Source organism: Neisseria polysaccharea (assembly GCF_963392925.1).
Taxonomy (GTDB): domain Bacteria; phylum Pseudomonadota; class Gammaproteobacteria; order Burkholderiales; family Neisseriaceae; genus Neisseria; species Neisseria polysaccharea.
In genome coordinates this window covers 25,477-38,674 of sequence record NZ_CAUJNZ010000015.1, presented here as the reverse complement: position 1 = coordinate 38,674, position 13,198 = coordinate 25,477, and the positions used below count along the sequence as shown (strand labels likewise).

At 52.6% G+C, this 13,198-nt stretch carries 13 protein-coding genes, 3 tRNA genes and 1 pseudogene; 3 read left to right on the top strand and 14 right to left on the bottom strand.

The genetic code is table 11. The features are described 5' to 3' along the window. From RDY34_RS09130 to RDY34_RS09100, 7 genes and pseudogenes are all read right to left on the bottom strand, one after another. A pseudogene (locus tag RDY34_RS09130) lies at nt 1-69 on the bottom strand (GTP-binding protein); the annotation flags it as partial. Nucleotides 70-117: 48 nt separating this feature from the next. Then, a tRNA-Thr gene (locus RDY34_RS09125) sits at nt 118-192 on the bottom strand. Nucleotides 193-201: 9 nt separating this feature from the next. Beyond that, nucleotides 202-275 (bottom strand) — tRNA-Gly (locus RDY34_RS09120). 30 nt (nt 276-305) lie between these two features. Next, nucleotides 306-389: transfer RNA gene (locus RDY34_RS09115), tRNA-Tyr, on the bottom strand. A 97-nt stretch (nt 390-486) separates the two neighbouring features. Then, a complete protein-coding gene (locus RDY34_RS09110; protein ID WP_002215364.1) occupies nt 487-738 on the bottom strand; it encodes a YfhL family 4Fe-4S dicluster ferredoxin in 252 nt (83 codons plus the stop codon). Nucleotides 739-860: 122 nt separating this feature from the next. After that, on the bottom strand, nt 861-1,430 hold the full coding sequence (rsmD, locus tag RDY34_RS09105) for a 16S rRNA (guanine(966)-N(2))-methyltransferase RsmD (protein WP_308073866.1): 570 nt from the start codon (nt 1,428-1,430) through the stop codon (nt 861-863). Between the two features lie 88 nt (nt 1,431-1,518). Then, a complete protein-coding gene (locus RDY34_RS09100) occupies nt 1,519-1,896 on the bottom strand; it encodes a helix-turn-helix domain-containing protein (RefSeq protein WP_003754406.1) in 378 nt (125 codons plus the stop codon). Between the two features lie 156 nt (nt 1,897-2,052). Between RDY34_RS09100 and RDY34_RS09095 the strand changes: the two genes are divergently transcribed. Genes RDY34_RS09095 through RDY34_RS09085 form a run of 3 tightly spaced genes read left to right on the top strand, consistent with a single transcriptional unit; the run spans nt 2,053 to nt 3,685 of the window. Continuing rightward, entirely contained in the window at nt 2,053-3,000 is a 948-nt protein-coding gene (locus tag RDY34_RS09095; RefSeq protein ID WP_003754399.1) for a hypothetical protein, read from the top strand. Further along, nucleotides 3,000-3,419 (top strand): hypothetical protein, encoded by a 420-nt coding sequence (locus tag RDY34_RS09090; protein ID WP_003754397.1) that lies wholly within the window; start codon nt 3,000-3,002, stop codon nt 3,417-3,419. Before RDY34_RS09095 ends, RDY34_RS09090 begins: the two co-directional genes overlap by 1 nt. After that, nucleotides 3,416-3,685 carry a YkgJ family cysteine cluster protein gene (locus RDY34_RS09085; RefSeq protein ID WP_308073867.1) on the top strand — a complete coding sequence of 90 codons (270 nt, stop codon included), beginning with the start codon at nt 3,416-3,418 and terminating at the stop codon, nt 3,683-3,685. The genes RDY34_RS09090 and RDY34_RS09085 overlap by 4 nt, the downstream gene beginning before the upstream one ends. A gap of 77 nt (nt 3,686-3,762) precedes the next feature. On the opposite strand, the gene topA is transcribed toward RDY34_RS09085, so the two are convergent. From topA to rsmB, 7 genes are all read right to left on the bottom strand, one after another. Beyond that, nucleotides 3,763-6,069: a type I DNA topoisomerase gene (topA, locus tag RDY34_RS09080; protein ID WP_003754393.1), complete on the bottom strand. Its 2,307-nt coding sequence runs from the start codon at nt 6,067-6,069 to the stop codon at nt 3,763-3,765. 71 nt (nt 6,070-6,140) lie between these two features. Beyond that, on the bottom strand, nt 6,141-6,602 hold the full coding sequence (locus RDY34_RS09075; protein WP_002215351.1) for a Smg family protein: 462 nt from the start codon (nt 6,600-6,602) through the stop codon (nt 6,141-6,143). A 25-nt stretch (nt 6,603-6,627) separates the two neighbouring features. After that, nucleotides 6,628-7,821, bottom strand: coding sequence for a DNA-processing protein DprA (dprA, locus tag RDY34_RS09070; RefSeq protein ID WP_308073869.1), 1,194 nt, complete (start codon nt 7,819-7,821; stop codon nt 6,628-6,630). Nucleotides 7,822-7,912: 91 nt separating this feature from the next. Continuing rightward, the gene (locus RDY34_RS09065; protein WP_304671009.1) at nt 7,913-9,190 is read right to left on the bottom strand and encodes a sigma-54-dependent transcriptional regulator; all 1,278 of its coding nucleotides are present in this window, start codon (nt 9,188-9,190) and stop codon (nt 7,913-7,915) included. Next, nucleotides 9,183-11,300, bottom strand: coding sequence for a sensor histidine kinase (locus RDY34_RS09060; RefSeq protein WP_304671008.1), 2,118 nt, complete (start codon nt 11,298-11,300; stop codon nt 9,183-9,185). The genes RDY34_RS09065 and RDY34_RS09060 overlap by 8 nt, the downstream gene beginning before the upstream one ends. Next, the gene (locus RDY34_RS09055) at nt 11,300-11,896 is read right to left on the bottom strand and encodes a DUF4390 domain-containing protein (protein ID WP_002221831.1); all 597 of its coding nucleotides are present in this window, start codon (nt 11,894-11,896) and stop codon (nt 11,300-11,302) included. Before RDY34_RS09055 ends, RDY34_RS09060 begins: the two co-directional genes overlap by 1 nt. Continuing rightward, nucleotides 11,862-13,121, bottom strand: coding sequence for a 16S rRNA (cytosine(967)-C(5))-methyltransferase RsmB (rsmB, locus tag RDY34_RS09050; protein ID WP_308184541.1), 1,260 nt, complete (start codon nt 13,119-13,121; stop codon nt 11,862-11,864). The genes RDY34_RS09055 and rsmB overlap by 35 nt, the downstream gene beginning before the upstream one ends. Nucleotides 13,122-13,198: the final 77 nt, after the last annotated feature.

The following is a 13,198-nucleotide window of genomic DNA, read 5'->3' as shown; positions in this document are numbered from 1 at the left end:
ATGGTCAACGTGACCGATGGTGCCAACGTTTACGTGCGGTTTGCTACGTTCGAATTTTTCCTTAGCCATGGCAATATCCTATATATCTAAGCTTTAAAGAAATGAATAATTGATAGATGGTGCCCATGGGCAGATTTGAACTGCCGACCTCTCCCTTACCAAGGGAGTGCTCTACCCCTGAGCTACATGGGCCTAATTGTTTGGAGCGGGTGAAGGGAATCGAACCCTCACCGTAAGCTTGGAAGGCTTCTGCTCTACCATTGAGCTACACCCGCATTACTCGCTACTGCCCCAAGTAAGAATTTTGGTGGAGGGAGAAGGATTCGAACCTTCGAAGCTTTCGCAACAGATTTACAGTCTGCTCCCTTTGACCGCTCGGGAATCCCTCCAAAAGAGAACGCTAGTTTATTAGCGGCTTGCTTTTCCGTCAAGTTTTTTTTTGATTTTATTTCAAAACAGACATAATTTGATGTTTTAAAGAAGAATTTATTTAAACTGGATAATCTTTTCGTATTTCGCCATCAACTCGTCATGGGTTTCGGGATGTTCTTCGTCAATCAAAATGCAATCAACCGGACAAACCTGCTGGCACTGCGGTTCATCGTAGTGTCCGACGCACTGCGTGCAGAGGTTGGGGTTGATTTCGTAAATTTCCTCGCCTTGCGAGATGGCATCATTGGGGCATTCGGGTTCGCATACGTCGCAGTTGATGCACTCGTCGGTAATAAAAAGCGACATTTCTTTTCCTTTTACACTAAATTATCAAAACCGGTCGGGCGCGGATTATAGCACAAGGTTTTTTTGAACCGGACGGTTGCAAACGAATGTTTACAACTCGGAAATGATTATCAAAGCGCATATTATTCAGCCACTTGGAAAACCCTTAATTCGAATGTACTCTGCCCCGATTTCCCCTCTCTATATTCCGTCAGCCAATCGGGGATATCCGGCAGTCTACCCGCCTCGAGATAGACGAATGCCCCGGGGTTCAGGCGCAGCTTTAAAACATCAAACAGAATTTGCCAGTCCTGCCATGTAAACGGCGGATCAAGGAAGACGACATCGAATTTCTCTTTTAGGTTTGTCAAATAGGCAATGCCGTCCGAACAGACGATTTGTACCTGCCCCAAACCCAGTTCGTGACTGTTTTTCTCAAGGGTTTGTACCGTTTGACGGTTGTTGTCTGCAATCACGACCCGTTTTGCATTACGCGATGCCGCCTCCATACCGAGTGCGCCGCTGCCTCCGAAGAGATCCAAAACCGTTTTACCCGTCAAATCCTGTCCCAGCCAGTTAAACAGCTTTTCACGCACGCTGTCGGGTGTCGGACGCAGACCGTCGGCGGATGCAAAACTCAATTTCCTGCCCCGGCATTGCCCGCCGATAATGCGTACCCGGTTGCTGTGTTTGGTATGTTTGCCTGCCGCCATAATCAAAAACCTGTAAGTTCAAACGGTATTATACAAGACCTGTCAAAGAATATGCCGTCTGAAAACTTTTTTCAGACGGCATATCTGTTTAAACGGTTTCGGTCAGCTTGCGGAGCAGCTCGATTTCTTTGTCTTTTTGTTCCAACATTTCTTTACAATGTTTCAACTCCATTTTTAAAAATTCTATTTTCATCGAAGCATCACCTGACGCATACAACGCAATATCGCCACCACTATCACCTTCATTAATCTGAAACACCATCCCGCCGCCGCCCGATTTGAGCAAGTCCCACATATCGATTTTGAAAATCTGAGCCAACTGCTCCAAACGCGGGATATTCAACTGCGTTTCGCCCCGTTCGATTTTGGCATACCCGCCTGCCGACATCGCCAGCTTTTCCGCCATATCCTCCTGCGACCATTTGTTCAATTCGCGCATCAGGCGGATTTTTTCGTGGGTTTCCATAAGCTGAACTTTCTGTATAGATGGTTAAATTATTTGGATAGATTTTAAACTTTAGTTTACTGGAATGGCAAATGTATTTTTAATAGAATTTTAAAATCTAAATACACATTGAAACTTCAATATTCTTAACTTTTTATACACTTTAGGAAATTACACATGGCTATTCCAGTTTTACTTTGGGGTGCAGCCGCCGCCCTTGCTGCAACAGGTATTGTCAAAGGAGCAGCCGCACTCAGCGATATAGATGATGCAAAAGAAATAGGTGAGCGTGCAGAACGCCGTTATAAACGCAGGAAAAGAGAATTGAATTCGACTAAAGACGAAACCAACCTTGCTTTTGAGGAGTTGGGACAGTTTAAGGTTGATATTTTTAACAATCAAATCAGACATATTGTTCAAGTCCTAAACAACACCAGCAACAAGCATGCGAAAAGCGAACTATCGGGTTTTAACAGTACATTTGATATTGCTGAATTAAAAGAAATGGAAACTATGGTGCAAACTTCTTTAGAGTTAAGCACCAATCTCGGCAGTAGTGCCATTACTGGCGCACTGGCAGGCTTTGGCGTATACGGTGCAGTACCTATGCTTGCAACTGCTTCCACAGGAACAGCAATCTCCACCCTTTCAGGTGCTGCGGCAACCAATGCAACCCTTGCTTGGCTCGGAGGTGGCTCATTGGCAGCAGGTGGATTCGGTATGGCAGGCGGCATGGTGGCTTTGGGTGGCATCGTGGCAGGACCTGCTTTAGCAATCGGTGGATTTATGCTGGCAAGCAAGGCGGAAGAGGCTCTGACGGAAGCACGAGCATATAGGGCTGAAATCGATGAGGCTATTGACGAGATGGATTTAATTACAGAAGGATTAGAAGGGTTGAAGGAAAACGCAAGGGAAATACGCCATACCTTAGAAGAAATGGTTAAACGTTTCGAAAAGGTTCGTGTCGACCATGCCGACCATCCTGATTTCCACACCATGCTGGTCATCGGCAAAGCAATTAAAAATCTGCTGAATACGCCTATTATGGAAGAGGACGGATCTCCTGTAGCCAATATCCGTCATCAATGCGAAGGTTATCTGAATATCGAATTAGGTACAGTATAATGGGAAAAATCCAAATCCTTAATAAGTTACCAACAAAGAATCCAGCAAACATTTCGTTTGATGCGGCTTCTAATTCGTTTCTTCGCATCTTAGAAGCACGCAACGAATATAAGAAAATTGCTGCTCAAGAGAAAACCAAACGTGAAGTCATTGGTGCATGGCGTGATGTCCGATTAACAGAATTGAAAAACCAACAAGAAATTTTGCGCTTGTATCTGGAAAATACGTTCAAAGAACGTCGCAAAATGATTGACGGTTTATTTGAGGCATTGGACAAAGGAATGGAAGCGGGAAATATCCACGTTATTGATACAGCAATTAACGGCATTGTAAGCATTGCCAAAGATTCCCCACTGAAACAAGTGGACAATCTGATTGCAGCTTTGAAAAACGACAATGTGAAAGTAATCGATTTTTGATTGCCTCATCAGAACCCTTCCCATGCTCTGCTTGCGGTTTGTGCTGTCAAAAGGTCAATTTAAGCGAACAAACCATATACCTGGATCGAGGAGATGGTACCTGCCGCCATTTCGATGATTCAACGCGCTTATGCACTATCTATGAAACGCGCCCTTTGGTCTGTCGTGTGGAGGACTATTATCACCATTACTTATCAGAACAAATGTCGTGGCAGGACTTTATACGGATTAATATAGAAGTGTGTAAACAGTTTCAATCTGAGTAGGTTTGTTTTCACATGAAGAAAATGCCGTCTGAAACTCCTTTCAGACGGCATTTTCTTCCATCTCAATCCCAACCGCTTCACTCTTTCGGTGCAGGCGGTTCGATTTGCTCTTTCCAGCCGCATTCTTTTTGCGGGCAGACTTTTTCCACTCCCCAGCGTTTGGTGGTTTTGATGGTCAAGACCGGCCAATGGCAGTTCGGGCATTCTTCGGCGACGGGCGGGTTCCAAGTGGCGTAGTTGCAGTCGGGATAAGTGCTGCAACTGTAAAACAGTTTGCCGTAGCGGGATTTGCGCTCGACGAGGTTGCCTTTTTTGCATTGCGGGCATTGGACGCCGGTATCTTTCGGTTTTTCCAGCGGCTCGACGTGTTTGCATTTGGGGTAGTTGGCGCAGCCGATGAATTTGCTGCCGGTGCGGCTGTATTTGTACACTAGGCGACCGCCGCATTTGGGACACTCGCGCCCGTCAAGTTCGGCTTGTTCTGCTTCCGCTTTGGCGATGCGTTCGGCAGCTTCTTCGGCGGTTTCGTTGACGTTGCGGGTGTAGCTGCACTCGGGATAACCGGCGCAGGCAACGAAGCGTCCCATTTTGCCGAACTTGATTTGCAGTTTGTGTCCACCGCATTTGGGGCAGGTTTCGTCGAGTTCCTGCGTGGTAAATTTGGCGCGTTCGATGCCCTCTTTTTCTTCCACTTGCTTGATAAACGGCTTCCAGAATTTGTCCATCACGGGAACCCATTGGCGTTTGCCGCCGGCGATTTCGTCGAGCTGGTCTTCGAGTTTGGCGGTAAAGTGGTAGTCGACGTATTGGGCGAAGTGTTCGGTCAGGAATTTGTTGACGATGTCGCCTGTGTCGGTGGGCATAAAGCGTTTTTGCTCAAGGGTGACGTATTCGCGGTCTTTGAGCGTGGAGATAATGCTGGCGTAGGTCGAGGGGCGGCCGATGCCGTATTCTTCAAGGGCTTTAACCAATGTGGCTTCGTTGTATCGCGGCGGCGGAGTGGTAAAGTGTTGTTCGCCGTAGAGTTTATCCACGGGCAGTTTGTCGCCTTCGCTCATTTCGGGCAGTTTTTTGCTGTCTTCGCCTTCTTCATCGTCGCTGCTTTCTTCATAAACGCTCAAGAAGCCTGCGAAAGTTTGCACTTGTCCGGTTACGCGGAACACGCCTTTGCCGACGGTAATATCGACGGTAGTTTGGTCGAATTTGGCGGGCATCATCTGACAGGCGACGGTGCGCTGCCAAATCATTTGATAGAGTTTGAACTGGTCTGCGCTCAGGAAGGGTTTGACGCTTTCGGGCGTGCGGTACACGGAAGTCGGGCGGATCGCTTCGTGCGCTTCTTGGGCGTTTTTGGATTTGGTTTTGTATTGTTTGGCGGCACTCGGCAGATATTCTTTGCCGATTTTGTTTTCGATGTAATGGCGGATTTCGGTTAAGGCTTCATCCGCCAAGTTCACGCTGTCGGTACGCATATAGGTAATCAGACCGATGGCACCCTGCCCTACGTCAATACCTTCGTAAAGCTGCTGGGCGGTACGCATGGTGCGGTCGGTAGTGAAGCCGAGTTTGCGCACGGCATCCTGCTGCATGGTGGATGTGGTGAACGGCGCGGCGGGATTACGGCTGCGCTTTTTCTTTTCGATGGCGGTAACGACGGCTTCTTTGCCTTCGAGTTCTTTCAACACATCGGCTTGAGCGGCTTCGTTCGGCAGGTCGAATTGTTCGAGTTTTGCGCCGTTGTATTGGGCGAGTTTGGCGGTGAACTTGCTGCGGCCTTTGTGGCTGTCGAGATGCACCGTCCAATATTCCTGCGCTTCAAACGCGCGGATTTCGTTTTCGCGTTCGCAAATCAGGCGCAAAGCAGGACTTTGTACACGGCCCGCGCTCAAACCGCGCCGGATTTTTTTCCACAACAACGGCGAGAGGTTGAAACCGACCAGATAGTCCAGCGCACGGCGGGCTTGTTGCGCATCGACCAAGTCCATTTCGATTTCGCGCGGGTTGGCGACGGCGTCAAGGACGGCGTTTTTGGTGATTTCGTGGAACACGACACGCTGCGGCTTGATGTTTTTCAGACCGCGTTTGGATTTGAGGATTTCTAAAAGATGCCAGGAAATGGCTTCGCCTTCCCTATCCGGGTCGGTTGCGAGGTAGATGTTTTCAGCTTCTTTGGCACCGGCGACGATGGCATCGACGTGTTTGGCGTTGCGGCTGATGAGTTGGTATTTCATCGCAAAGCCGTTGTCGGGATCGACCGCGCCGCTTTTGGGGACGAGGTCGCGGACGTGTCCGTAGGATGCAAGGATTTCAAAATCGCCGCCCAAATATTTTTTCAGGGTTTTGGCTTTGGACGGGGATTCGACGATTAATAGGTTTTTCGCCATTTGTCGTTCTCTAGATGGTGGTTTTGATGCCGGCGTTTCAGACGGCCTCGGGCGGGCCGTCTGAAGCCGCTTCAGTTCATCGTAGGTTTGTTGTCGAGTAAAAGCGCGCTCATCAGCTCGTCGCCGACCAACACGGGCAGCTCGCTCTTGTTTGCCCATAAAAGCAGCAGGGTCAGCACTTTGGCGGTATCTACGGTAATTTCGTCGCCCGGAATGTGCATCAGCGCGTGGATGATGATTTCCCGCTGTTCGCAGCTGACGGCTTTTTCTTCAATCAGATACTGCATCAGCCCCATCACTTCCTGCGGCAGGTTGTCGGTTTCTTCTTTGCTGTACACGCGCAATGCGCCGCTGTCGGCGGGTTCGGCGGAAAATTCGGAGCTGTTGAGCAATACTTCCATCATCATCAGGGTGTTGCCGATTTCCATCGTATCGAAACCCGCTTCTTCAAGCAGCATACCCAAGTCTTCGGGCGGCGGACAGGTATCGAAATCTTGGAAATGTTCGATGAGGTAGGCGATGACTTCGGTCATTCGTGTTCCTTAATATAAAGTGCGTTCAAGTTCGGATACGCTGGTATCTGCCGCCGGGCATTGCGGCAACGCTGCCGTCCAGTTCCAATTCCAACAGTTCGGCGTATAAGTCTGCGGCAGGCATACCCAACTGCTCGGCAAGCACATCGGGATGAACCGGGTCGAAACCCATCCTGTCCAAGATACCGCCGCCGACGGGTCGGTTCTCCGTCTTTTCAGACGGCATTTTGCCTTCAGACGAAAACGGCGGGTCGGATGCCGTCTGAACGGCAGTGATGCGCTTTTCAGGTATTCCCTTATTTATAGAATATGATGAAGCACCCTCATTTTGCAAGAGCCGCGGACACTCATGAAGGATGTCGTCCAGGCATTCCACCAATTTTGCGCCGTCTTTAATCAGTTTGTGGCAGCCTTTACTGTGTGGATTGTCTATCGAACCGGGTACCGCCATCACTTCGCGCCCCATCTCCGCCGCCAATCTGGCAGTAATCAGCGAACCGGATTCCAACGCGGCTTCAACCACCAGCGTTACTTGCGACAGGGCAGCAATCAGGCGGTTGCGGCGCGGAAAATTGCCGGCATACGGCCGCGTACCGATGGGGAACTCGCTGACAATCAATCCTTTTTCGGCGATTTCATAGGCAAGGTTTTTATTGGACGGCGGGTAAATGCGGTCTATACCCGTCCCCCACACGGCGATGGTGCCGCCTTCTGCCTCCAGTGCTCCCTGATGGGCGGCAGTATCGATACCGGAAGCCATACCCGACACAACGGGAATGCCTTTCCCACCCAACGCCCTGCCAAAATCTTTGGCAATCCGCATTGCCTGCGGCGTGGCATGGCGGCTGCCGACGATGGCGGCGGAAGGTTTGTGCAGCAGTTGCACGTTGCCGCGCAAAAACAAAACCGGCGGCGCGGTTATACCCTGAGTCAGCATTTCAGGAAAATCATCATCCCGCAGCAGCATCAGACGGCATCCGTCCCTCATTTCCCATTCCAATGCCGCTTCTGCCGCCTGCCGCGCCAAAGCGCGTTTTTCCGCATTGCGCCAAGCCTCAAGCGCCTGTTTGTGCCGTATCAGTGCCGCCACCTGTTCCGCCGGTGCGGACAGGGCATTTTGCGCACTGCCGAAATGGTGCAGCAGCAGCAAGAAACTTTCCGCACCGATATAGGGCGTAAAAGCCAGCTGCAACCATGCGAAACGTTCGTTCTCTGTCATAAAATCCGTCCCCTTATGATTTCAGACGGCATTTGCTCCAAATGCCGTCTGAAAACGGAAGCCCTGCAATCTGAAAACCGGCGGTTTGCACCTACTCTTCGGCTTTTTCACCCGCACGGCGGGAAATGCCGATGCCGAGCTGCTTGAGCTTGCGGTAGAGGTGGGTACGTTCCAACCCGACCTTCTGCGCCACTTTGCTCATATTCTGACCTTCTTGGGCAATGTGGTACTCGAAATAACGTCGCTCCAATTCTTCCCTCAATTCGCGCAGGGGCAGGTTGAAATTGAACCCGCCCACCATATCTTCCACCCCCTCGGCAGACACATTCTGCCCCAAAAGGGAAGAAACCGCCGCCGCACCGATTTCCTGTCCGTCTGCCTCCAACAACAGTGTTGCAACGACACTGCTCAACTGGTCGAAATTTCCCGGCCATTCATAACGGGTCAATGCGGCAAGCGCATCTTCACTGAATGAGGCGGGCGCAATCTTTTGGCTTTCCGCCACATTGCAGGCAATCCCCTGTATCAGGAAGGGAATGTCTTCATGCTGCATACGCAGCGGCGGAATGCGGACGACCGACTCCGACAGCAGTTCCGCCAGCTTTTCCTCGCAGGCAATGCCGTCTGAACCTGCCGCCCTGCTGCCCGATGCGACCACCCTGACGCGGCAGCGTTCTGCCTTGCCGATGATAAAGGCAATGCCGGTTTGGATATTGCGGCTGTATTGGGCAATATCGCCGACATACAAAACGCCGCCCTCCGCCTTCTGCAACAGTTCCATCGGCATATCGATCAGATATTCGACCCTTGCCGGGCTGACCCACGGCGTACCGTTTTTATGGAAATAGCGCGCCACGGTTTCAAACGGCGAACCCGCTTCGCCCGTCAAAAATACAGGGGACGTGCGCTTTGCCGCCGCTTCGACTTCGCGGTTCATCTCCTGAATCGCGGCACTGTTGCCCAGCTTGTCGAACACCGGTCCCGTTTCGATTTGCGCCGCACCGTGTTTCAACGCGTTTTCGACGGCAGACAGTAGCTTTTGCAGGGAAATCGGTTTTTCCAAAAAATCGATCGCGCCGATTTTGGTCGCTTCCACGGCGGTATCGATGCTGGCATGCCCGCTCATCATCACCACCGGCATATTGAGCTGCCCGTTTTTCGCCCACTCCTTCAAAAGGGTAATACCGTCGCAATCCGGCATCCAAATATCCAGCAGCACCATCGCCGGGCGCGCCTGATGGCGCAGCTTGCGCGCCTCTTCGGCGTTTTCCGCCAACGCGACCGAATAGCCTTCGTCCTGCAGGATTTCCGACAGCAGGTCGCGGATGCCGACTTCGTCGTCTACAATTAAAATATCGCTGCTACGCATAAGTTTCTACCGTTTTTGGCAAGATGATTCTGACACACGCCCCACCCGCATCCTGATTGCTCAGGCTGATGCGGCCGCCGTGTTCTTCAATGATTTTTTTCACCACGGGCAGTCCCAATCCCGTTCCCGCCGGTTTGTCCGTTACATACGGCTCGAAGGCGTTGTGCAGCATTTCCCTGCCGAACCCTTTGCCGTTGTCGCAAACCGTCAGGACAATCCGACCGTCCTGCCCCGCTTCCGATTTTACCCTGACTTCGGGTACATCGGCTTCTTCCGCCGCTTCGGCGGCATTTTTGAAAATATTGTGCAGCACCTGCCGCATGGCGGTCGTATCCGCCGCCACCATCAGCGGTTCGCCGGCAAGTTCCGCCTCAAACCGGCACGGGCCGGCTTCGTACAGAGCCAAAACATCGCCGATTAAGGCGTTCAAATCCTGATTTTCCAATTTGAGCGACGGCGCGCGCGCATAATTGCGGAATGCCTCGACCATTTCTTTTAACGCCGCCACCTGTTTGATGATGGTGTCGGTCGAACGCATCAGGATTTGCGCGTCCTGCTCGTCCAGCTTGCCGTCCAGCTTCCACGCCAGCCGTTCGGCGGAAAGCTGGATGGGCGTGAGCGGATTGCGGATTTCGTGTGCCAGCCGCTTCGCCACTTCGCCCCACGCGGCTTCTTTTTGCGCGCGTATCAGCACGGTGATGTCGTCAATCACCATCACCACGCCGTTGCCGTTGTCTTCGGGCAATACCGTCGCCTTGCCCAGCAGGATTTTAGCATCGTCCGGCGCGGCATATTCCACCTGGACCGGTTTGTCCGTACCTGCCGCCGCACCGATGGCGGCAAACACTTCGGCAAGCAGGGACTGCTGCGCCGAAACGCCGTGCCAACCATGCCGGCTGCTGCCCCACAGGGGAGCGAGCGGCATCCCCAAAATCTGTTCCGCCGCTTTGTTGAAGGTTTTCAGACGGCCTTGTTCGTCAAACACCACCACACCCGTGGTCAGGCTCTCCAACACGCATTCGAGATAATGTCTGGCGGCTTCTTCGCGCCTCCTGTTGCGCTCGTCTGCTTCTTTGGCGATGGAAAGCTGCTCGGTCATATGGTTGAATAACTTGGTCAAACGCCCGAACTCATCATTGCGTAAAACAGGACGGGTTTGGCTGAAATCGCCTTGCGCCACCGCCTTCGCCCCCTCGGCAAGCGATAGGACGGGTTCGACGAAACGGCGGGCAAAATACAATGCCATGACCAGTGCAAGAAAAATCGACAGCAGCGAGGCGGCAAGCAGCGTCGCCAGAAAGAAGGTCTGCAAACCCTTTTTGCTGTAACTCAACTCAGCATATTTCGCCCTTGCCTTTTCGATTAAGACGGCATCCTCTGCCACGCCTTTGGGAATGGGCTGACGAAAAAACAGCGCGTAATCGCGTCCGTTGTATGTACCCACCAGCAGCCAGCCCTGCGCGTACAATACGCCGCCTATACTTTCCAAGCTCCTGACCGAGCCGGCCTGTTGGATTTTCTCCCAATGTTCCTTATCCGGAAACGGCTGGTCAAGCTTGTACGGGTTGATGCTTTTTTCGATTTTACCGCTTGCCGCATTGTAAAGGGACAACTGGGTAAATCTGCCGGCGTAATGTTCCAGCACCCTGCCCATATCCCCGGGCAGGGAAGCCGCGCCGATGAGGTCTATCTGCACGGGGACGGCGTTGCCGAGTGCGTTGTCTGCCGCCAGATTCAATGCGGACTTGCTCAAATTGAGGCTGCGTTCGAGGGCTTCGTGGGTGTCGTTGCCGAACCACGAATTAATCGTACCGTTGATGAACTGTGCGGAAACGCCGAACAGAAACACGCCGGGCAATACGGCGACCAGCGTGAACATCCCGGAAAGGCGTTTAGCAATCTGCGAACCGAATACGCCGTTGCGCCTGTCTTTCAACAGCAATATGACATAACGCGCCAGAACGGCGGACAGTACCAGCAGCAGCATTGCACTGAATGCGACTATCCACCAGAAATAATCCGCCAGCGAACTGGTGCTGCCGGTTGCCGCCGTCAGTCCGTACAACAGGACGACGGCGCATATGGCTGCGATCAGTAGAAAACGGCGCATTATTTGTTCCCGATGATGTTTAGAGGTTTCCAACCCGAATCCAAATGCCAGTTTTGAGAAGTCAATGCGTTGATTTGAAAAGGCTTGGGCAGTTTTGAAGTGGACAGCAGCAGGCGGATTTCCGCCTTGGTTTCCCCTGCTTCCGCACCGGACAACGCGCCTTTGTTCAGGACTTTCCAGTTGGCAACCGCGCCGGTCGCACGCAATGCCGCACCCAAAGTGTCGTAGTCTGTCGAAAACGCGCCGACGGTAACGCGGTAGCGGTTGGTCAGCGGATGGAAACTCAGTTTGTAGTCAATATTGTCATCATCGCCAATCAGTTGCCCCAATTTAAACCGATAAGAAGCGATTGTCGGGGCAGAAAGCTGCCAGCTTAAGGTAAAGTTGAGCGGCACGCCCCTGCGCAACGCCTGTTGGAGCTGGTCGGGCAGCTCGGTTTGGAAGCGGCTGCTGACTGAGAGCTGCCCGCCGTCGGTTATCCTCGCTTCGGCACGGCTCACATCTATCCCCTCCGCCGCCACATTCTGAAAGGCGGGGAGCATCAGCGGCACAATCAGCCATTTACTGCTTTTGAATAAGCGCGTAATAAAAGCCATCTTGGTGTTTGTTCGGTAAGAGTACCCGCGATTCGATCAGTTCTGCATCGGCATGGCGGTTGAGGAATTTTTGCAATTGCCCGTCGTTTTCTTCGACGAACACGGAACAGGTGGTGATCAACATCCTTCCCCCGCTTTTCAGCACCTGCCACAATGCGTCCAGCAGGGCTTCCTGCTGGCGGGCGGTTTTGAGCGCGTCGGTCGGGCGGCGCAGCCATTTCACGTCGGGATTGCGCCGCGCCACGCCCGAGGCGGTACACGGCACGTCGGCAAGGACGGCATCAAACGGTTTCCCATCATACCATGCCGGCAGGTCCTGTGCATCGGCACACGCCGTCGATGCCGTCTGAAAGCCCAGGCGCGCGATATTGTCTTCCACCCGTTTCAGACGGCCTGCATCAATGTCCAAGGCGGTAACACGGCAATCCGCCAGTTCCAAGATATGCCCCGTCTTGCCGCCCGGCGCGGCGCACGCGTCCAAAATCCGTTCGCCGTCTTTCGGGTTAAGGAGATACGCCGCCTGCTGCGCGCCGAAGTCCTGTACCGAAACGATGCCGTCTGAAAAGCCGGGCAGGCGGTTTACCGGCACGGCTTCTTCCAACGTAACCGCATATTCGTCCAACGCCTTAGCCGCGATACCTTCCGCCACCAGTTTTTCCAAATAGCTTTCGGCATTGCCGTGTCGGCGGTTGACGCGCAAAGTCATCGGCGGATGGGATTGCAGCGCGGCGGCGATGTTGTGCCAGTGTTTCGGATAATGGTTTTTCAAGTAAGCCACCCACCACAGCGGCAGGTTGTGTTTCGCCACATCGTCTTTTTTACAGGAAGCCACAAGCTTGTCGCGTTCGCGCAAAAAGCGGCGCAAAACCGCGTTGGCAAACGAACGGTACTGCCCGCGTCCGATTTTGGCTATGCTCTCCACTGCCTCATTGACCACGGCGTGGGGCGCGTTGCGCGTGTAATGCAGTTGGTACAACGCCGCCAAAAGCAGGCTTTCGAGCTGCGGATTGCCAATCGGCTTTTTCAGCATCTGCGCGAGCATATGTTTCAAACTGCCCAAATAACGCTGGCAGCCGTAGGCGATGTCCTGCAACGCGCCGTTTTCCTGCGCCGTAAGATCGGGATGCGCGGTGCGGATTTGCGCCAACACGTCCTGAAGGTTACGTCCTTCGGCAACTGCCGCAATGCTGTCGGCGGCAAGTTTTTGGGCAAGTGCCATACTCATATTATGTGATTCGCTTTCTTCAACTGATGGCTTCAGACGGCATCCCCGTTTGCGGATCGGGATGCCGTCTGAAGGAA